Below are 18906 nucleotides of genomic sequence, written 5' to 3'. Positions count from 1 at the left end.
CGAGCATGCTGGGCACGAGCGGAACCCAGTAGCAAGGAGGCTCAGGATGCCGAGGGAGATCATCACGACGCCGGACGCTCCGAGCTCGCCGCTCTACAGTCAGGCAGTGCGCGCGGGGACGCACATCTATGTCTCGGGCACGGTGGGCGTAGACATGGCGACGGGCGCTCTCGCCGGCGACACCATCCAGGAGCAGACCCGCCAGGCATTCGCGAACTGCGAGGCGATCCTGAAGGCGGCCGGCGCGGGGCTCGAGGACATCGTCGAGATCGGCGTCCTGCTCACGCGCCCGGAGGACTTCGCGGGCCTCAACGAGGAGTACGCGCGCTGGTTCCCGTCAGCATCCCCCGCACGGTACGTCGCGAAGCTCGGCGTCGACCTGCCCGGCATTCTCGTATCCATCCGGATGACCGCCGTCACTGCGTAGTTCGTGATCCCGCGGCGGCGGGCCCTGACCAACTCGCATCGTGACACCACCGCAGGGTCTCGAGGTGTCTGTGCGCTCGTACGTCTCGGGCGGGAAGAGCCCCGACCACTCGGGGTTGTCGGTGCCACCGAGCGCGTGCGGGCAGTCACGCCTTGCGCGTGCCCGACGGTATGGCGAGAGTGGGGACATGACCATTGCGCGCACGCTCTCCTTCTTCCTGGCACTTCTGGTCGGTTCGGCGCTTGTCGCTGTGGTCGGGATCGTCGTGGGAGTGCGCACTCGAAACCCCCGCGTGCTGCGCTTCACACGTACCATGCAGCGCGACGTGCTGAACCGGAGAGCGCTGCAGGATGCCGGCACCCCCGGCTCGCCCTGGGCCGTTGTGCGCGTACCCGGTCGGACCAGCGGCAGGGTGTACGACACGCCCGTCGGGGTGCAGCGCGTGGGCGACGAGCTGTACATCTCGCTCCCCTACGGCGAGGGAGCCCAATGGGTTCGCAACGTCCGCGCCGCCGGCGGTGCGACCGTGGTGCACGATGGCCGCGAGATCGAGGCGACCACGCCCGAGCTGGTTCCGATCGCCGGCACGCCGATGTCCGGCGCCGATCGCGTCGCCGTCGCGATCTTCGGCGTCACGCATGCGCTGCGGCTGCGCGCGGAATCCTCGACGCCCGTCTCCGCTCGTTAGGCGGGCCGCCGCGCGTCAGCCCGCCGGCTTGAGTGCGCGCTCGGTGAAGTAGCCCACCGCGCCGTCGGAATCCTCGACTCCGAACACCCACTTCCCCGAGGGAGTCGCGCGGACGTCGATGACCGTGCCGCGGGCGTGAGGGGTGAAGACGTCGTCTCCGGGCTTGAATCCAGTGCCGCTCATAGTCACAGACAGTACCCAAGGATGCAGAGCTCGTCCGGTGGCGCGGAGGAACGCGCTACCGCATCCGACCGTGAAGCTCTGCGCTACCCGCAGTTCGGGCGACAGCCGCGCTGGGTGACCGCGTCGATCAGGACGGTGCCGATGTCGGTCGGCTGAAGCGCCTGATACGCCGCGCCGTCCGTCGCAGCGGCGATCTGCTCCAGGGCGGCCTGGTCGGTGTCGGGACCGTAGCCGATCGCGATGACGGCGACGGGCTTCGCCGGATCCCGCAGCTTCTCCAGCTCGGTGAGCAGTCCCTGCAGGTCGAGGCCCTCGTCGTCCTCGTTGTACCCGTCGGTGTTCAGCAGCACCAGGTTGACCTGACCGGGCACGTACGTCTCGCGCATGTACTTCACCGCCGCGAGCACGCTGTCGTAGAGTCCGGTGCCGCCGCCGACCAGGCTGTCGAGGTTGTTCGCCGTATCGATCGTGCGCTGCTTGTGCGCGGCATCGCTCAGCGGACCGAAGGGAACGATCTCCTGCCAGTCCTGCGCGCCGATCCGCTGGCTCGAGAACACCCAGGTCGCGAGCGACGAGTCCGTCGACAGGGAGTTGATGGCGCGGACGGCGGCCTGCTCGAACAGGTCGATGCGCCGCATGTCGGCGGTCGCCAGCTGGAACATCGAGCCTGAGACGTCGTTGAGCGACAGCATCCGCGACGGCGCGGTGAGGATCTGCCAGGTGCGCAGCACCGCGGCCTGGTTGACGCCGTCAGTGAGGTCGGATGCCGCAACCACGCCGTCGGTGCCGTCCGAGGTCGGCTCGGGCGCACTCCCCGCGGCGTCGCGCAGACCGTGCTCGGCGAGGTGATCGCCTCCGTCGGCCACAGCGGTCGAGAGCGCCTCGACGGCCGCGCGGGTCTCTTCCGAGGCACCCGCCAGCGTCACGATCGGCACAGCCACCGCAGGCTTCACGTCGGCCGGATAGACCGGCACCAGCGGGGTGGCGGCATCCTCGTTGAACTCCCGCACGGCCTGCTCGGTCGTCACGGCGATCGTGGGCGCGGTCGCAACGGATGCCGCGGCGAGCGCCTCGTCGGCGGTCGGAACGACGCCGGCGTCGAGACCGAGCGCGAGCGTGGTGAATGCACGAGCATCGCCGGCGAGCGCAGTCTGCAACGCCAGCAGCGCGGCGGAGCTCGCAGAGACCGACGACGGATCCGGCAGCACCGGAGCGACCGTCCGGGCCGCCAGGCTCGCGAACCCGGCACCCTCCGCGTCGAGTGCGGCGGCGGTGGGCTCCGTCGCCGCGAAGACGATCGGGGTGCTGGCGATGGCGGCGCCGACTTCGAGGTCTGCCGCATCCACGCCCATGAGCTCGGCCTGACCCGCCGCACGCGCCGGCCACATCGCGGAGTCGGGTACCCATACGTCGAAGTCGGGCTCGGATCCCGCTGCCAGCGCCTCGGCGGTGACCGAGCTGTCTTCCGTCTTGATCGTCACGTCGGGGCAGTCCGAGCGAGATTCCGTCAGGTCGTCGACGATCGCCTCGAGCGCTCCCGCGACCGCCGGATCCGCGGTGATACGCAGGCTCGATGCCAGGCAGTCCCCAGCGGGCGCCGCCTCGTTCTCCGGTTCAGCCGCGGTTTCGCGCGTCAGGAAGATCCCGAGCACGACGGCGAGCGCGACGACGAGGACGAGGATCACGCCCAGGAGGATCAGCAAGCGCCTCCGCCGTTGCGCGGCACGCGCGGCAGCGCGCGTCGGCGTACTGCCGGTGGCGGGCGAAGTCGGCTGCATTCGAACCACATGCACTCCGATGGACGGCGGGTGGGGGCCCGCTTGCGGGATACGACGTCGTATCTGGGGAAATACGGCATCGTACGTGGGGGATACTTCAGTGGAGTATAGGCGAGGGCAACGGGACCCACCGTCTGCGGGCCCTGCCACTACGCTTCGAGCGTGAGTTCACCGCATCGAGCCTCTCGGGCAGCGGCGCTGCTCGTTGCCATCGCCCACCGCTGACCCGGAGAACCCCGTCCTCGGGTGCGCGACGCTCAGGCCTCGGGCGCCTCCTGGAGCGCCCGGACCTCGATACGACTCTGCAGGACCACAGCGATCTTGGACGCCCACTCGACGGCGGCATCCTCGTCGGGCGCTTCGATCACCCAGAATCCGCCGACGTACGAGTCCGCCTGGACGAACGGCTCATCGAGCACGCGGGGTTCACCGGAGGTCACGTCGACGGTCTTCGCGGTCGAGGGCGGGTTGAGCCCGCCGGCGAAGAGCCATGCACCGGAGTCCTTCAGCGCGGTGTTGAACTCGTCGACCGCCGCAATCACGGCGGCGAACTCGGCGGGGTCGAACTCCTGCATCGACTCCATCGTCGGCTCGGTCGCGGTGTCGCGCGGCATGGTCAGGAAGTACTGCGTCATCGTCGGATCCTCTCGTAGGTGGGCTCCCTGGTGTCGCCCTCACCAACGCGTCGAACGAGCCGGGCGAGAATCGACATCGCCATCAGATGATCCGCGAGATCGATTCGGCCACGCGCCCCGGCAATGCCTGCTCAGCCGACGCGGCGGGCGCTGCGCCGGCGAACGGCTGAGTCCGCGCCCGACCCGCAGTCAGTCGCGCGGCCTGCGCAGCACCACCACGGTCGTCACCGCGAGCACCACCACGCCGACCGACTCGACGATCACGGTCTCGGGCACCAGCGTGAAGTCCCACTCGGTGCGGATGCCGAACAGCCCGACGGTCAGCGCCAGCAGGAGCGACCCCAGCGTGGCGATGAGGAACAGCAGGCTCAGCACGGTCGCGGCCTGCAGCATCCGTCCCCGCAGTGCCACCATCGCGATCGCGAGCACCAGCCCGCCGACGGCGTTCAGGATGAACATCACACCGAGGATGCCGCCGACCCCGTTCAACGCGAGGTACAGGTGGATGCCTCCCGCGGCCAGCAGGAACGCGGCGCTGAGGATGCGCAGGACCCACAGGACCCGCTGGTTGGTTCCGGTCATCGGATCACTCCATTCCTTCTTCTCCGTCCCGCGTCCATGCGGGTCGACACACGAGGTCGGTGAGCGACGAGCCACAGCACGTCCCGCCCGAACGATTCCACGAGCAGCGCGAGGGCGATCAGCACCACGGCCATCGACGCCCACGCGGGCAGCAGCCCGCTGGCAGCCGCCGTCAGCGCGATGCCCGCGACCGCTGTGGTCACCTTGCGCCAGTAACGCGGCGGCAGCGTGGCCCGCATCCACGGCAGGAACCACCCCGCGACGACGAACGCGTACCGCAGCAGCCCGATCGTGAGCACCCACGGGCCCAGTGCCGGGGCGACATAGACGCTCAGCACGAGGAGGAGGAAGGCATCCACCTCCATGTCGAACTGTGCGCCCAGCTCGCTCTCGGAATGCGTGCGCCGCGCGAGCCAGCCGTCGACCGCGTCGAGCACCAGGGCGATGCTCGCGAGCACCACCAGCAGCGGCACCGACACGGGCGAGACGAAGGATGCCGCCACCAGCGCGGTGACGAGCGCGACGAGCGTCGAACGCGTCGCGGTGGCCCAGTTCGCCCACCCGAAGACGGTCATGCCGCTGCGATGCAACCCCCTGGTGAGGAGTCCGTTCGACACGACAAGGTAGAGGAGTCCGGCGGTCCATCCGACCGCGGAGAGCGGTGAGAACCGGTCGATCGCCCAGAGGCCCAGCAGCCCCGCCGCGATCGACGAGAGCGGAGCGAGATGAACTTTCGGCATGCTGACCTCCGTTCCTCCGTCATGGATACCACTGGGAACACGTTCTGGCAGTGGGTCTCGGTTCAATCGATCGGGGCTCCCCGCCGATGAGGGCCACCGCGTACTGGATCGACGCTCCCGCACGCGGGGCGCTTCGGGGCGAGGCGGTGCCCGGTCCCGGCGCCGGCGAGGTGCTCGTGCGCACGCTGTACACCGGCATCAGCCGCGGCACCGAGTCGCTCGTGTTCCGCGGTGAGGTGCCGGCCGGCGAGCGGGAGCGCATGCGGGCGCCGTTCCAGGCGGGCGACTTCCCGGGTCCGGTGAAGTACGGCTACCTCAACGTCGGCGTGGTCGAGCAGGGCCCGACCGGCCTCGTCGGGCGCACCGTGTTCGCCCTGTACCCGCACCAGTCCGCCTTCGTGGTGCCCGCGGGGTCCGTCGCGATCGTGCCCGATGACGTCCCGGCGCGGCGGGCGGTGCTCGCGGGCGCCGTCGAGACCGCGGTGAACATCGTGTGGGATGCCGCACCGCTCGTCGGCGACCGCGTCACGGTGGTCGGCGCCGGGATGATCGGGTGCGCGGTCGCGCACCTGGCCCGCGGCATCCCGGGCGTCGAGGTGGTGATCGTCGACATCGACGGCGCGAAGGCGGAGGTGTGCGAACGGCTCGGCATCGCCTATGCCCGACCGGCCGACGCCCCGCCGGATCGCGACCTCGTGATCGACACCAGCGGGTCGGACGAGGGCCTGCAGCTGGCGATCGACACGGCCGGCGCCGAGGGCGAGATCATCGAGGCGAGCTGGTTCGGCGACCGGGCCGCGAGCGTGCGGCTCGGGGGCGCCTTCCACTCGCGGCGGCTCACGATCCGCTCCAGCCAGGTCGGGATGGTCGCGCCGCGCCGGCGCGGCACCCGCACCACGAGCGACCGCCTCGCCCTCGCGCTGCGGCTGTTGCGAGACCCCGTCTTCGACCACCTGCTCAGCGGCGAATCGTCCTGGCGCGACCTTCCCGACGTCATGGCGGCGATCGCGGCGGGGTCGCTGCCGGGCCTGTGCCACACGATCGACTGGAGGGACGCCGGATGACGTACTCGCTCACCGTCCGCGACCACATGATGATCGCCCACAGCTTCACGGGCGAGACGTTCGGCCCCGCCCAGCGGCTGCACGGTGCGACGTACGTCGTGGACGCGACCTTTCGCGCCGGCGCGCTCGACGCCGACGGCGTGGTGGTCGACATCGGGCGCGCGTCGGACGCGCTGCGCGGCATCCTGTCGACGCTGTCGTACCGCAATCTCGACGACGAGCCGGAGTTCGCCGGCGTCAACACGACCACCGAGCGCCTGTGCAGCGTCGTCGCAGAGCGCCTTGTCGAGATCGTGCGGGCGGACGGCCTCGGCGGCGGGAACCTCACGGGGATCGAAGTGACGCTGCACGAGTCGCACGTCGCATGGGCGTCGTACGCGGTGGCGCTGTGAGCGCGCCCGCACCGGTCGTGTGGTTCGTCGTTCCCGGCGGTTTCGACGATCCCGGCCGTGTGAGCGGAGGCAACGTGTACGACCGGCGCGTGAGCGCCGAGTTGCGCACGCTCGGGTGGGACGTGCGCATCGAAGAGGTCGCCGCCGACGCGCCCGACGGGGACCCGCTCGAGCATCTCCCCGACGGCGCGCTCGTGCTCGTCGACGGCCTCATCGCGATCGGCTCGCCGGCGGCGATCGAGGCGGCCTCGGTGCGGCTGCGCGTCGTCGTGATCGCGCACATGCTGGCCGACGCGTTCCCCGACCCCGACCCCGCGGCGATCGAGGGCGAGCGGCGGGCACTTCCCCGCGCACACCGCGTCATCGCCGCCAGCGCCTGGCTCCGCGACGAGCTCACGCGGCGCGGGCTCGTCGCTCCCGAGCGGCTCGTGGTCGCGGCGCCGGGGTCGGACCAGGCGCCGCTCGCGACGGGCACCACGACGGGCGGGTCGCTCCTGTGCGTCGGCGTCGTCGCCGCGCACAAGGGCCACGACACGCTGGTCGAGGCGCTCGCGCGGCTCGGCGACGTCCCGGCGTGGACGTGCACGTTCGCCGGATCCGTCTCGACCGACCCCGGGTTCGCGACGCGCGTCGCCAGGGCAGCATCGGCCGCCGGCCTGTCGCCGCAGATCTCGTGGGCCGGCGTCCTGAGCCCGCGCGAGCTCGACGGGGCGTACGCGAACGCCGACCTGCTCGTCGCGCCGTCGCGCACCGAGACGTACGGCATCGCGATCGGCGACGCGCTCGGCCGCGGCATCCCGGTCATCGCCAGCAGCGTGGGGGGCATCCCCGAGGCGACCCAGCCGCCCGAGGCGGCCCTGCTCGTGCCGCCCGGCGACCCCGCGGCGCTCGGCGACGCGCTGCGGCGCTGGCTGGAGGACCCGCGCCTGCGCGCGAGCATGTCGGCCGCAGCCCGCCACGCCGCCCCGGCCCGCAGACGGTGGAGCGACACGGCGCGCGCCGTCCACTCGGCGCTCGAGGCACTGTCATGAGCGTCGTCATCCCGGTGTCGGCGGACTGGCTGACGCTGCGAGAAGACGCGGACGCCGCCTCACGTTCGCGCGCGCTCGCCACGAAGGCAGGACGGATGCTGCGGCCACCCCTCGTCGTGCACGACCTGGGCACCGGCACCGGTTCGATGGTGCGGTGGTGCGCACCGCTGCTTCCCGGCCCGCAGACGTGGGTGCTGCACGACTGGAACGACGCACTCCTCGAACATGCGGCGAGCGCTGCCGCCCACGACCACGACGGGACGCCCGTCACGGTGCGCACCCGGGTCGGTGAGCTCGGACTCCTGCAGGGCGCGGATCTGACCGGCGCGTCGCTCGTGACGGCATCGGCGCTGCTGGACGTGCTCTCGGGCGACGAGGTCGCCACGATCGTCGCCGCGTGCGTCGCCACGGGAGCGCCCGCGCTCTTCGCGCTCTCGGTCACCGGGCGGGTGACGCTCGACCCGGTCGACGCCGGCGACCGCGTCTTCGAGGCGGCCTTCAACGACCATCAGCGGCGCGCGGTCGAGGACCGGGGGCTGCTGGGGCCGGATGCCGCGACCGTCGCGGCGGACCTCTTTCGGTCTGCGGGCTGGTCGGTGCGCGTCGCGGACTCGCCCTGGCACCTCGGGCCGGGCGACCCGGCGCTCATCGCCGAATGGCTGGACGGCTGGCTCGCCGCCGCCGTCGCACAGCGGCCGGCGCTGCTCGAGTGGGCGGCGGAGTACGCCCGCATGCGCGCGCGCAGCTCGCGTCCGGCAGCCTGCGGGTCGTCGTTCACCATGTCGACCTCCTGGCGTGGCCGCCGTGAACGCCGCGATCCCGCAGTCGACGAGGCCGGCCCGCGCCGCGCCGCGATGGCAGCCGTGGGCGCGGGCCGCCGTCGGCGTCGGCATCCTCGGTGCGATCGTCGCCGTCACCGGCGCGGAGCCGTTCCTCCGCGGCATCGCGTCGGTGTCGCCCCCGGTGATCGCGGCGGCGCTGCTGCTCGCCGCCGCGGCGACGGCCGCCGCCGCCTGGCGCTGGCGCGTCCTCGCCGGACGCCTCGGCCTCCGGCTGGGCTGGCGGCAGTCCGTCGCCGCGTACTACCGCTCGCAGTTCCTCAACACGGTGCTCCCCGGCGGCGTCGTCGGCGACGTCGAGCGGGCGATCTCGCACGGGCGCAGCCTCGACCGCGTCGCCCAGGCCGCGCGGGCCGTGGTCGCCGAGCGCACCGCGGGGCAAGCAGTGCAGCTCGTGCTGGCCGTCGTCGTGGTGGCCGCGATCGGGTTCTCGGCCGACGCTCCGGCGATCGCGCTCCTGCTCACGGCTCTCGGAGCGGTCGCCGTCGGGGCCGGGATCGCGATGGCGAACGGGCGGGCCCGGCGCGCGGTCGCTCGCGAGCTGGCCATCCTGCGCGAGGCGTTCCGCACCGCGCGAACGGTGCTGGCGGTGGTCGCGGCATCCGTCGTCGTCGTCACCGCGCACGTCGTGACGTTCGTCGTCGCCTGCGCCGCCGCCGGCGTCGTGGCATCGGCCGAGCAGGTGACGCTCGCGGCCATCGCCGCCGTGCTCGCGTCGTCCCTTCCGATCGGCATCGGCGGGTGGGGACCGCGCGAGGGCGCCGCCGCGTGGGCGTTCGGGGCGGCCGGGCTCGGCGCGGCGGCGGGGATCACCGCCGCCACCGCGTACGGCGTCCTGGTGATGATCGCACTGACCCCCGGCGCGCTCGTCATCGCGGTGTCGCTGCTGCGCCGCCGCCACGCGTCGACGGATGCCGGAAGGCGGGCCGCGACATGACGCTGCCGTACGTGACCCTCAGCTGTGCCATGTCGCTCGACGGCTACCTCGACGGCGCGGCGCCGCAGCGCCTCATCATGTCGAACGCCGAGGACTTCGACCGCGTCGATCAGCTTCGAGCCGACAGCGACGCCATCATGGTCGGGGCGTCGACCGTGCGCCGCGACGACCCCCGGCTGCTCGTGCGCAGCGAGGACCGGCGGCGCGGGCGCGTCGAACAGGGCCGGAGCGATTCACCGGTGAAGGTCACCGTCACCGGCAGCGGCGACCTCCCGGCGGACTCGCGCTTCTTCACCGCCGGCGACGTGGAGAAGCTCGTCTACTGCCCGCGCTCGGCCGCCGCCCGCATCGCGAGCGCCCTCGGCGGCACCGCCACCGTGGTCGCCCTCGGCGACCTCGTGACGATGCGCGACGTCGCGCACGACCTCGCCGCCCGCGGCATCCGCCGGCTCATGGTCGAAGGCGGCGGCAGGCTGCACACCCAGTTCCTGCGGGAGGACGTCGCCGACGAGCTGCAGCTGGTGATCGCCCCGTTCTTCGTCGGAGAGCCTCGTGCGCCGCGGTTCGTCGAGGGCGGCGCCTTCCCGTGGACCGCGACACGGCGGGCCCGCCTCGCCGAGACGCGGCAGATCGGCGACGTGGTGCTGCTGCGGTACGCCCTCTCGGAGCGGGCCGCATCCCGCTGGCCGTCGGCCGAGCCCGATGCCGTGGCGACCGCACATCGCCGGGGCGTGGACCATGGCTCGTCGCGGTGACCACGCCGTCCACGCTCGCAGCGGGCTGCGCGGGGGGATGCCGCTGACGCTGGTCGCGTGCGCGGTCCTGGTCGTCGCACCGCTCGTGCCGGCGGCATTGGGCAGCGGGAGCCCGAACGCGCTCCTGGGTCTTCCGGGGGAGTCGGTCGTCGCCCTGGTCGTGCTCCTCATCGTCGTGTCGCGTTCCCTGCAGTCGGTCGCGGCCGGCGTGTACGCGGCGGCCGTGGTCGCAGCGATCCTCGTCGCCTCGCTCGATGCGGCGTTCCGCGCCACCATCGACCGTCCGTTCAATCTCGCCGAGGACGGCGGCGCGATCGCCGACGCCTTCGGCGTCGTGCAGGACGCGATCGGGCCCGTCAGCGCCGCCCTCGTCGTCGTGCTCATCGGCGCCGCCGCCGCGGGGCTGGCCGTCGTCGTGGCCGTCTCGGCGCTGCGGGTCGGACGCGCCGCACGCGAGGAGGGGGCGCGCGGTCGCGCCGCGGTCACCGCGGTCGCGGCCGCCTGGGTGATCTTCTCCCTCGCCGGCACCGAGGTCGCGCCGGGGGCGCCGGTCGCGGCATCCGGTGTCGGCGACACGCTCGTCGCGGCATCGACCCGCGCGGCTGCCAGCGTGCAGGAGCAGCGGGCCTTCGAACGCGCGCTGGCCTCCGACCCGGTGGCGGCCGACCCCCCGGCGCGCCCGATGGCCGTGCTGGCCGGCAAGGACGTCGTCATCGCGTTCGTCGAGAGCTACGGCCGCGTCGCCGTCGAGCCGTCGCCCTTCACCGACGGCATCGCACGCACGCTCGACGCGGGCGCCGACACCCTCGAGCGTCACGGGTATGCCGCGCGCAGCGCGTTCCTCACGTCGCCGACGTTCGGGGGCGTGAGCTGGCTGGCCCATGCGACGCTGCAGAGCGGGGTGCGCGTCGACTCTCCCCGGAAGTACGAGCGGCTGTTCGAGCACGGTCGCTCGACGCTCACCGGGCTTTTCGGTGCGGCGGGCTGGCGCACCATGGCGGTCGTGCCGTCGAACTCGCGAGCGTGGGAGGCGGGCGAGGCGTTCTACGGGTTCGACGCCGTGCTCGACTCCCGCACCATGGGGTACCGCGGGCCGGCGTTCGGCTACGCGCGCATGCCCGACCAGTACACCTGGCACGTGTTCCACGAGCACGCGGCGCTCGACGGCACGCAGCCGGTGATGGCCGAGATCGACCTCGTCTCGTCGCACGCGCCGTGGACGCCGTTCCCCCGCATGGTGCCGTGGGACGAGCTCGGCGACGGGTCGGTGTTCTCCGGCCAGGTCGCGGGCGCCGAGTCGCCGGTCGGCGCGTGGACCGACCCCGAGCAGGCCCGCGCGCTCTACGGGGAATCGGTGGCGTACTCGCTCGAGGCGACGTTCTCGTACCTCGAGACGTTCCCGCAGGACGACCTCGTGCTGATCATGCTCGGCGACCACCAGCCGGCTCGCATCGTCACCGGCCCGGACGCCGGCTACGACGTGCCGGTCACGGTCATCGCGAAGGACCGCGCGGTGTGGGAGGCGATCGAGTCGTGGGGATGGGAGGCGGGCGTGCGTCCATCGGCGCAGGCGCCGGTGTGGGCGATGGACGACTTCCGCGACCGCTTCGTCGACGCGTTCAGCCGATGAGGGGCAGTTCGGCAGCCGCCTCTAGCCGAGCAGGCGCAAAGTGAATATCCTTTCGTAAGCGAATCCTCATCCGGGATTGCTTCGATCGGAGTCATCGTGTCACTGGCCCGCTACACCCGCCCCGTCGACGGTCAGGTGCGCCTGCTGACCAAGGTCGCGCGCATGTACCACGAGCGCGGCGTGCGGCAGGCCGACATCGCATCCGCGCTCAATATCTCACAGGCGAAGGTCTCGCGTCTGCTCAAGCGTGCCGAGACCCTGGGCATCGTGCGCACGATCGTCACCGTCGCGCCGGGCGTCTACGCCGAACTCGAAGAGCAGCTCGAGGAGCGGTACGGCCTCGCCGAGGCGGTCGTCGTCGACGTCGACCCCGATGCCGACGAGCGCGAGCTGCTGGCCTCGGTCGGCGCGGGTGCCGCCGCCTACCTCGAGGCGACTCTCTCGGGCTCCGAGCGCATCGGCGTCTCGTCGTGGAGCCAGACGATCCTCGCGATGGTCGACCGCATGCGCCCGTTCACGGTGCGCGCGGCCACCGAGGTGGTGCAGCTGCTGGGCGGCGTGGGTGCGCCGGAGGCGCAGAGCCATTCCAACCGCATCCTGGGCGAGCTCGCGCGCATGCTCGGCGCCGAGCCGGTCTACGTGCAGGCCCCGGGCGTGGTCGCCGACCCCGCGATCCGCGACAGCCTGCTGCGCGACCCGTCGATGCAGGACGTCGCGCAGCATTGGAACGACCTGACGATGGCGATCATGGGCATCGGCAGCATCGAGCCTTCGGACGTGCTGGCCACCAGCGGCAACGCGTTCGCCGCCGAGGAGCGTGAAGGCCTTCTCGCGCAGGGGGCCGTGGGCGACATCTGCCACCGCATCTTCCGCGCCGACGGCACCCTCGTGCGCGGCGAGCTGGACGACCGCATCATCGCGATCCCCGTCGAGAACCTGATGCGCATCCCGCGTCGCGTCGGCGTCGCCGGCGGCGAGCGCAAGCTCGAGGCCATCCACGGCGCGCTCGCCGGCGGCTGGGTCACGACGCTCGTGACCGACCTCCGCTCCGCCGAGCAGCTCGCCACCCGCTGACCCGGTCCGGCCGTTTCGTCGCGGGCGCCAGAGCGCCCATCGCTCAACGACCGGGGGGGGGCGGGCGCCGGAGCGCCCGACGCTCAACGAGCGAGGGTGGCGACCGCTTCGCTGAGGCGACGGATGCCGGGCTCGAGGCTTGTGAGCACCGGCACGTCGACCGACACGGCCTCGGCCGCGCTCGCCATCGAGGCCTGCGCGAGCACCACGACATCGGCATCCGTCGCCGCCCGCTCGATGGCGGCCGCGACGAGCCGGTCGTGCGTGGCGCGGTCGCCCGCTGCGACGGCCTCGAACGCTCCCTCGATCACCTCGCTCACGAACTCCGGTGCACGCCCCGCGAGCTCGGCGCGCTCGCGCAGCAGGCCGAGGGTCGGCGTGAGGGTCGTGGGCAGGGTCGCCAGCACCGCGACGCGGTCGCCGGCGCTGACCGCGGCATCCGCCATCGCCTCGTCGATGCGCAGCACCGGGATGCCGACGGCTTCGGCCGTGGGCGCCGCCAGGTGCGAGATCGACGAGCACGTCAGCATGACGACATCCGCCCCCGCGCTCTGCGCCGCCTTCACGAGATCGGCGAGGCGTTCGGGAACGGATGCCGCGCGCTGCGGATCGCCCAGATCGGCCACGATCTTGTCGTCGAGGTAGTTCACCGTCGTCGCGCCCGCCAGGTGCTCGCGTGCGAGCTCGGCGACCGGCGGGATCACGACGGCGCCGGTGTGGACGAAGGCGATGCGGGGTGCGTCGGCGGTCATGCCATCAGCCTTTCAGGCTCTCAGCCCTTGAGGGCGCCGCCGGCCATGCCGGCCATGATCTTCTTGTTGAGCGTCAGGAACACGATCAGCAGCACCACGATGTTGATGCTCACGGCGGCGAAGAGCGGCCCGTACTGGGTCGACCCGTACTCGTCGCTGAGGCTCAGCAGTCCCACCTGGATCGTCGCCAGCTGCGGTCGTGTCGTGAAGGTCAGCGCGATGAGCAGGTCGTTCCACACGCTGAAGAACTGGACGAGGCCGACCGTGAGGATCGCGTTCTTCATCATCGGCACGCCGATGATGAAGAACGAGCGCAGCGGACCCGACCCGTCGACCGTCGCCGCCTCGAAGATCTCGCGCGGCACCGACCGGAAGTACGTCGCCATGAGGAACGTCGTCAGCGGCAGCCCCATCACCGTGTACGTGATGATGAGCGGGAGCAGCGAGTCGGTGATGCCGATCCGGAAATAGACGATGAACAGCGGCACCAGGATCATCTGACCCGGAACCATGATGCCGGCGAGGATGTACAGCAGCGTGCCGTTGCGGCCCTTCCAGATCATGACCTCGAGGGCGTACCCCGCGGCGACGCCGATGAACACGATGGCCACCACCGACGGGATCGTGACGATGATGCTGTTGAGGTAGTTCTGGCCGACGTTGCCGGTCGTGAGGGCGACGACGTAGTTGCTGAAGTCCCAGGTCTCGGGCAGCGCCAGCGCGGGGTTGGAGAGGAACTCGGACTGCGTCTTGAACGAGCCGAGCACCATCCACACCTGGGGGTAGAGCACCACCACCATGAGGATCGCGACGATGATCCACACCGGGATGCGGCGCACCAGGCGCAGGGCCTTGCGGCGCACCGGGCTCGGAGCCGGCTTGCGCTTGGTCGGCACGGCCACGGTGGCCGGGGCATCCGTCTGCGTCATGGTCGTCATGTCACACCTCCGCCTTGCGACGCGACGACCGGAAGATCGCGAGCGTGAACACGAGGCACAGCAGGGTCAGCACCAGGGCGATCGTCGAGCCGTAGCCGTACTCGGCGTACTCGAACGCGGTGCGATACATGTACAGGGTGAGCGGAGCCGTGGACGTGCCGGGCCCGCCGTTGTTGAGCGCGAGCAGGCTGTCGAAGACCTTGAGCGTCGCATTGAGGCTGAAGATGATCGACGACAGCAGGATCGGAAGCGACAGCGGGAGCACGATGTGCCGCACCAGGCGCAGGCCGTTGGCTCCGTCGAGGCGGGCCGATTCGATGATCTCTTCGGGGATGTCGAGCAGCCCGGCGTAGAGCAGCACGGCGTAGAAGCCCATCGAGCCCCACAGCGTCATGACGATGGCGGTGGCCATCGTGCCCGCGGTGGACGCGAGCACCTCGACGCTGTCGCCGCCGAAGAAGTTGATGATGTCGTTGACAGGACCCTGATTGTCGCCGACGGCGACGAAGCTCTTGAACAGCAAGGCCACCGCGACCGTCGGCAGGATCGCGGGGAAGAACACGATCGTGCGGACGAACGACGAGCCCTTGCGCAGCACGAAGACGTACAGCAGCGCCAGGCCGTAGCCGAGCGCGACCTGGCCGACGGTCGCGACGAGGGCGAAGAAGATGCTGACCCACATCGACTGCAGCGCAGCCCCATCGGAGAAGAACGTCGCGAAGTTCTCAAGCCCCACCCAGTCGAAACCGCGGAGGGTGTTGCCCTCGAAGAACGACAGCCCGAACGACCAGGCCACCGGGACGACCTTGAGCAGGGTGTAGAGCAGCAGCGCAGGCGCCAGCAGGATGATGATCGTCCTGCGATCGCCGAAGATCGAGTTCATCTCCGTCGCTTTCTGTGGGGAGCCGGCCCCCCGAGCCTAGGCGTGGGGGGCCGGCTCGAGGCGGGCCGGCGGGGCGAGCGTCAGCTGTTGGCGTCGATGCTCGCCTGGAGTTCGGCCATGTAGTCCTCGGGGCTCATCTGACCCGTCGCGAGGAGCGTCGCGTTGGACGACGCGAGGGAGTTGCTCTTCGGGTCGAGCAGCGCCTCGAACCACAGCACGGTCTCGTCGATCTCGGCGATGCGCTCCTGGATCTCGGCGGTGTTCTGCGAGATGTCGGTGACCTCGCCGTTGACCTTGAAGCCCGAGATGACGCCCGCGTCCTGCAGGGCCTGCTGGCCGTAGTTCTCGGCGATGCAGCTGATCCAGTCCACGACCTTGGGGCCGAACTGCTTGGCGTTGACGATCATCGGCGCGCCGGCGTTGGCCGGGTACTGGTCGATCGAACCGGCGCCGCCCTCGACCGCGGGGAACGGCATGAAGCCGATGTTCTCGCCGCCGACCTGGTTGCGCTCGGGGTCGTTGATCGCGCTCAGCAGCCACGTGCCGTCGTAGGTCATGGCGGCCTGGCCGGTGAGGAACATGTTCGACGACGTGTCGCCGTCGCGCGTCGAGAAGCCCTCGCCGAAGTAGCCGGCCCCGGCGTACTCGGCCAGCGCTTCGGCGCCCGCGACGTAGTCGGGGTCGGTGAGCTGAGCCTCGCCGTCGCGGATGGCGGCCATCGCGTCGGGTCCGACGTTGCGGAAGATGTACATGCCCATGATGCGGGTGAGCGGCCAGCCGTTTGCGCCCGCCTCGGTCATCGGGGTGATGCCGGCGTCGAGCAGCGTCGCCGAGGCGTCGAGCAGCTCGTCCCACGTCTGCGGCTCCTCGAGACCGTTGTCGGCGAAGATCTGCTTGTTGTAGAAGATGCCCTCGATGTTGTACTGGTACGGCATCGAGTACATGCCGCCGTAGACCTGCTCGACGGTGGACGCGGCTGCGGGCAGCACGTTGTCCCACGTACCGGCCTCTTCGAGGGCGGCCTGCAGGTCGCCGACGAGGCCGGCGGCGTTGAGGTCGCCGTCCGGGCGGATGAGGGCCGTGCCCGCGATCGTGTGGGTGGGCAGCGCGTCCTGGCTCGCGAGCAGCGTCACCTTCTGCACGGTGTCGGCCTGTGCGACCTTCTGGTGCTCGATGGGCAGCGCCTCGTTCTCGGCCTCGCAGGCGCCTGCGGCGAGCGCGTCGAGCTGCGCCTCGAGGACGGCGTTCTCGTTGGCCGTCATGACCGTGAAGGTGTCGGGATCGGTGCCGGCGGCACCGTCGTCACCGGAGGGCGCGCCGCTTCCGCCGGCGCATGCGGCCAGCGGCAGCACGGCCGCCAGGGTCAGTCCCAGGGCCGCGAAAGCGCGGCTGCGGGGTCGGGTGTTCATAGCGTCCTCCTTGACGAAGACCATGCGGGTGAAGGGTACGACCACGACAGTAGGCACGAAAGCGAAGTGTGTCAACACTCAGTGTTGAAATTCTATTCACTTCGTGCTCAAATCGTGGTTACAGTCAGGTGCACGCCCTCCGGAAGGACCCATCGCATGACCGCCACGACAGCGACCCGCGCCCATGCGCGGCTGCGCCCCCTCGGAGCCGAGAGCGCGCGGTGGAGCAGCGGCTTCTGGGGCGGCGTCCACGAACGCACCCGCGACGTCACCATCCCGCAGATCTGGTCGTCGCTGAGCGACCCCGCCGTCAGCCCGGGCCTGGCGAACTTCCGCATCGCCGCCGGCCTCGAAGAGGGCTCGCACCTCGGCCCGCCGTTCATGGACGGCGACTTCTACAAGTGGCTCGAGGCCGCGATCGCCCGCCTCGAGACCGACCCCGACCCCGAGCTCGCCGCCCGCGTCGAAGACCTCGCGGGGCTCATCGCGTCGGTGCAGCGCGAGGACGGGTACCTGCACACCCCGACCATCATCTCGACCCGCCACCAGGCCCTCCGAGAGACCCAGGGACCAGTGGAGGCGCTCGCCGACCGCTTCCACTTCGAGACGTACAACCTCGGCCACCTCATCACGGCGGGCGTCAAGCACTACGAGGTGACGGGTTCGACGACGCTGCTGGATGCCGCGAAGAAGGCGGCCGGATTCCTCGAGGACCTCGCGACCAACAAGCCGCTCGAGCTCGCGCGCAGCGCCATCTGCCCCTCGCACTACATGGCCGTCGTCGACCTGTACCGCGCCACGGGCGACGAGCGGTATCTGCGCCTGTCGGAGGCGTTCGTGCGTGTGCGCGACGACTTCCAGGGCGGCGACGACAACCAGGACCGCCTTCCGGTACGCGAGCAGACCGTGGTCGCCGGGCACGCCGTGCGCGCCAACTACCTGTACGCGGGTCTCGCCGACCTCGTCGCCGAGACGGGCGACGACGAACTCACCGCGGTGCTCGAGCGGCTGTGGCAGGACGTCGTCGACACGAAGCTCTACATCACCGGCGGCGCCGGCGCGCTCTACGACGGCGCCTCGCCCGACGGCTCGCCCTGGCAGGACCAGATCAGCCGCGTGCACCAGGCCTACGGCCGCGCCTACCAGCTGCCCCACACGACGGCGCACAACGAGTCGTGCGCGAACATCGGGCTCATCCTGTGGGGCGAGCGGATGCTGTCGCTCACGGGTGACGCGCGCTACGCCGACGTCATCGAACAGGTGGCCTTCAACAGCCTGCTGTCGAGCATCAGTCTCGCCGGGTCGGAGTACCTCTACACCAACCCGCTGCGCCAGGTGCGCGATCTGCCGTACCCGCTGCGCCGGCCGGGCGACACCGCGATCCACCCGACTCCCCCGCCGCCGCCCTCCGACGAGCGCCTGCGAGAGTCGTACCTCAGCTGCTTCTGCTGTCCGCCGAACATCGCGCGCACCCTGGCCCGGTTCCACGAGCGTGCCGCCTCACTCGGCGACGACGGCCTCTACCTGCACCTCTACGGAGGCTCGTCGGTCGACGTCACGACCGACGACGGTGGCCGGCTCGCCCTGCGCGAAGACAGCGACTACCCGTGGTCGGGTGAGCTGACGTTCACCGTGCAGGATGCCGCGGGCCCCGGCACCCCTCTTCACCTGCGCATCCCCGGCTGGTCGTCGGGCGCGACGCTCACGGTCAACGGCGACGAGGTCGCGGTCAGCGAGCCCGGAACCTACACGCGCGTCGAGCGCGAGTGGCGCGAGGGCGACGTGATCGCGCTGGCGCTGCCGATGCCGGTGCGGGTGCTGCGCGCCCACCGCCTCGCCGAGGAGGCCACCAACCAGGTCGCGGTGCGCCGCGGACCGGTCGTGTACTGCCTCGAGAGCACCGACCTCCCCGGGGGCGTCGCGCTCGAGCAGGCGGCGCTGCGCCGCGGCCAGGGGCTCACGCCCGTCGAAGCCGAGGTGACGGGCACCCGGATCGTCGCGCTCGAGACCGAGATCGCCGTGCTGCCGAAGCCCACCGACGACGCCCTGTACGACGACCTCGGCGAGGCCGAGCCGTCGACCGCCAAGACGCGGCTCGTGCCGTACTTCGCGTGGGGCAACCGCGGCGCCGGCGAGATGTCGGTCTGGCTCCCGCTGGCGTGGTGACCC

Annotated in this window: 21 protein-coding genes; 10 read left to right on the top strand and 11 right to left on the bottom strand. The window is 71.3% G+C overall.

Going from position 1 to position 18906, the window contains the following annotated elements; all coding sequences use genetic code 11:
* The first annotated feature begins 46 nt into the window (after positions 1-46).
* Both IM778_RS01830 and IM778_RS01825 read left to right on the top strand, forming a co-directional pair.
* Positions 47-427, top strand: a complete 381-nt coding sequence (locus tag IM778_RS01830; RefSeq protein ID WP_194410407.1) for a RidA family protein — start codon at positions 47-49, stop codon at positions 425-427.
* Between the two features lie 187 nt (positions 428-614).
* The gene (locus IM778_RS01825; protein WP_194410405.1) at positions 615-1115 is read left to right on the top strand and encodes a nitroreductase/quinone reductase family protein; all 501 of its coding nucleotides are present in this window, start codon (positions 615-617) and stop codon (positions 1113-1115) included.
* 15 nt (positions 1116-1130) lie between these two features.
* On the opposite strand, the gene IM778_RS01820 is transcribed toward IM778_RS01825, so the two are convergent.
* The 5 genes from IM778_RS01820 to IM778_RS01800 form a co-directional block, all read right to left on the bottom strand.
* Positions 1131-1298, bottom strand: a complete 168-nt coding sequence (locus IM778_RS01820; RefSeq protein WP_194410403.1) for a hypothetical protein — start codon at positions 1296-1298, stop codon at positions 1131-1133.
* A gap of 83 nt (positions 1299-1381) precedes the next feature.
* Positions 1382-3001 carry a VWA domain-containing protein gene (locus tag IM778_RS01815; RefSeq protein WP_194410402.1) on the bottom strand — a complete coding sequence of 540 codons (1620 nt, stop codon included), beginning with the start codon at positions 2999-3001 and terminating at the stop codon, positions 1382-1384.
* A gap of 332 nt (positions 3002-3333) precedes the next feature.
* A complete protein-coding gene (locus IM778_RS01810; protein ID WP_194410401.1) occupies positions 3334-3711 on the bottom strand; it encodes a YciI family protein in 378 nt (125 codons plus the stop codon).
* A 189-nt stretch (positions 3712-3900) separates the two neighbouring features.
* Positions 3901-4293, bottom strand: coding sequence for a hypothetical protein (locus IM778_RS01805; RefSeq protein WP_194410400.1), 393 nt, complete (start codon positions 4291-4293; stop codon positions 3901-3903).
* Positions 4290-5033, bottom strand: coding sequence for a CDP-alcohol phosphatidyltransferase family protein (locus tag IM778_RS01800; protein WP_194410399.1), 744 nt, complete (start codon positions 5031-5033; stop codon positions 4290-4292). Before IM778_RS01800 ends, IM778_RS01805 begins: the two co-directional genes overlap by 4 nt.
* An 86-nt stretch (positions 5034-5119) precedes the next feature.
* Here IM778_RS01800 and IM778_RS01795 point away from each other — a divergent pair, with 86 nt between their 5' ends.
* Genes IM778_RS01795 through IM778_RS01785 form a run of 3 tightly spaced genes read left to right on the top strand, consistent with a single transcriptional unit; the run spans position 5120 to position 7520 of the window.
* Complete coding sequence (locus IM778_RS01795; protein ID WP_194410398.1) at positions 5120-6097, top strand: zinc-dependent alcohol dehydrogenase; 978 nt, start codon at positions 5120-5122, stop codon at positions 6095-6097.
* Positions 6094-6489: a 6-pyruvoyl trahydropterin synthase family protein gene (locus IM778_RS01790; RefSeq protein WP_194410397.1), complete on the top strand. Its 396-nt coding sequence runs from the start codon at positions 6094-6096 to the stop codon at positions 6487-6489. The genes IM778_RS01795 and IM778_RS01790 overlap by 4 nt, the downstream gene beginning before the upstream one ends.
* Positions 6486-7520, top strand: a complete 1035-nt coding sequence (locus IM778_RS01785; protein WP_194410396.1) for a glycosyltransferase family 4 protein — start codon at positions 6486-6488, stop codon at positions 7518-7520. Before IM778_RS01790 ends, IM778_RS01785 begins: the two co-directional genes overlap by 4 nt.
* A 59-nt stretch (positions 7521-7579) precedes the next feature.
* Here the strand turns inward: IM778_RS01785 and IM778_RS01780 are convergent, their stop codons facing one another.
* On the bottom strand, positions 7580-8029 hold the full coding sequence (locus IM778_RS01780) for a hypothetical protein (RefSeq protein WP_194410395.1): 450 nt from the start codon (positions 8027-8029) through the stop codon (positions 7580-7582).
* Positions 8029-8301, bottom strand: coding sequence for a hypothetical protein (locus IM778_RS01775; protein WP_194410394.1), 273 nt, complete (start codon positions 8299-8301; stop codon positions 8029-8031). The genes IM778_RS01780 and IM778_RS01775 overlap by 1 nt, the downstream gene beginning before the upstream one ends.
* A 14-nt stretch (positions 8302-8315) precedes the next feature.
* Between IM778_RS01775 and IM778_RS01770 the strand changes: the two genes are divergently transcribed.
* The 4 genes from IM778_RS01770 to IM778_RS01755 all read left to right on the top strand — a co-directional run bounded on the left by IM778_RS01770 (position 8316) and on the right by IM778_RS01755 (position 12755).
* Complete coding sequence (locus IM778_RS01770) at positions 8316-9296, top strand: lysylphosphatidylglycerol synthase domain-containing protein (protein ID WP_194410392.1); 981 nt, start codon at positions 8316-8318, stop codon at positions 9294-9296.
* Complete coding sequence (locus IM778_RS01765) at positions 9293-10051, top strand: RibD family protein (protein WP_194410391.1); 759 nt, start codon at positions 9293-9295, stop codon at positions 10049-10051. Before IM778_RS01770 ends, IM778_RS01765 begins: the two co-directional genes overlap by 4 nt.
* A complete protein-coding gene (locus IM778_RS01760) occupies positions 10035-11681 on the top strand; it encodes an alkaline phosphatase family protein (RefSeq protein ID WP_194410390.1) in 1647 nt (548 codons plus the stop codon). The genes IM778_RS01765 and IM778_RS01760 overlap by 17 nt, the downstream gene beginning before the upstream one ends.
* 96 nt (positions 11682-11777) lie before the next feature.
* A complete protein-coding gene (locus tag IM778_RS01755; RefSeq protein WP_194410389.1) occupies positions 11778-12755 on the top strand; it encodes a sugar-binding transcriptional regulator in 978 nt (325 codons plus the stop codon).
* 83 nt (positions 12756-12838) lie between these two features.
* On the opposite strand, the gene IM778_RS01750 is transcribed toward IM778_RS01755, so the two are convergent.
* The 4 genes from IM778_RS01750 to IM778_RS01735 form a co-directional block, all read right to left on the bottom strand.
* Positions 12839-13507, bottom strand: coding sequence for an aspartate/glutamate racemase family protein (locus IM778_RS01750; RefSeq protein ID WP_194410387.1), 669 nt, complete (start codon positions 13505-13507; stop codon positions 12839-12841).
* A 20-nt stretch (positions 13508-13527) separates the two neighbouring features.
* The gene (locus tag IM778_RS01745; RefSeq protein WP_194410385.1) at positions 13528-14445 is read right to left on the bottom strand and encodes a carbohydrate ABC transporter permease; all 918 of its coding nucleotides are present in this window, start codon (positions 14443-14445) and stop codon (positions 13528-13530) included.
* Position 14446: 1 nt separating this feature from the next.
* Positions 14447-15328: a carbohydrate ABC transporter permease gene (locus IM778_RS01740; RefSeq protein WP_194410383.1), complete on the bottom strand. Its 882-nt coding sequence runs from the start codon at positions 15326-15328 to the stop codon at positions 14447-14449.
* 80 nt (positions 15329-15408) lie between these two features.
* On the bottom strand, positions 15409-16737 hold the full coding sequence (locus IM778_RS01735) for an ABC transporter substrate-binding protein (protein ID WP_194410382.1): 1329 nt from the start codon (positions 16735-16737) through the stop codon (positions 15409-15411).
* Between the two features lie 156 nt (positions 16738-16893).
* On the opposite strand from IM778_RS01735, the gene IM778_RS01730 reads away from it, so the two are divergent.
* Positions 16894-18903 carry a glycoside hydrolase family 127 protein gene (locus IM778_RS01730; protein ID WP_194410381.1) on the top strand — a complete coding sequence of 670 codons (2010 nt, stop codon included), beginning with the start codon at positions 16894-16896 and terminating at the stop codon, positions 18901-18903.
* Positions 18904-18906: the final 3 nt, after the last annotated feature.

Origin of the sequence: Microbacterium cremeum (assembly GCF_015277855.1) — a bacterium.
GTDB lineage: Bacteria > Actinomycetota > Actinomycetes > Actinomycetales > Microbacteriaceae > Microbacterium > Microbacterium cremeum.
This window is presented reverse-complemented; position numbering and strand designations above follow the sequence as displayed.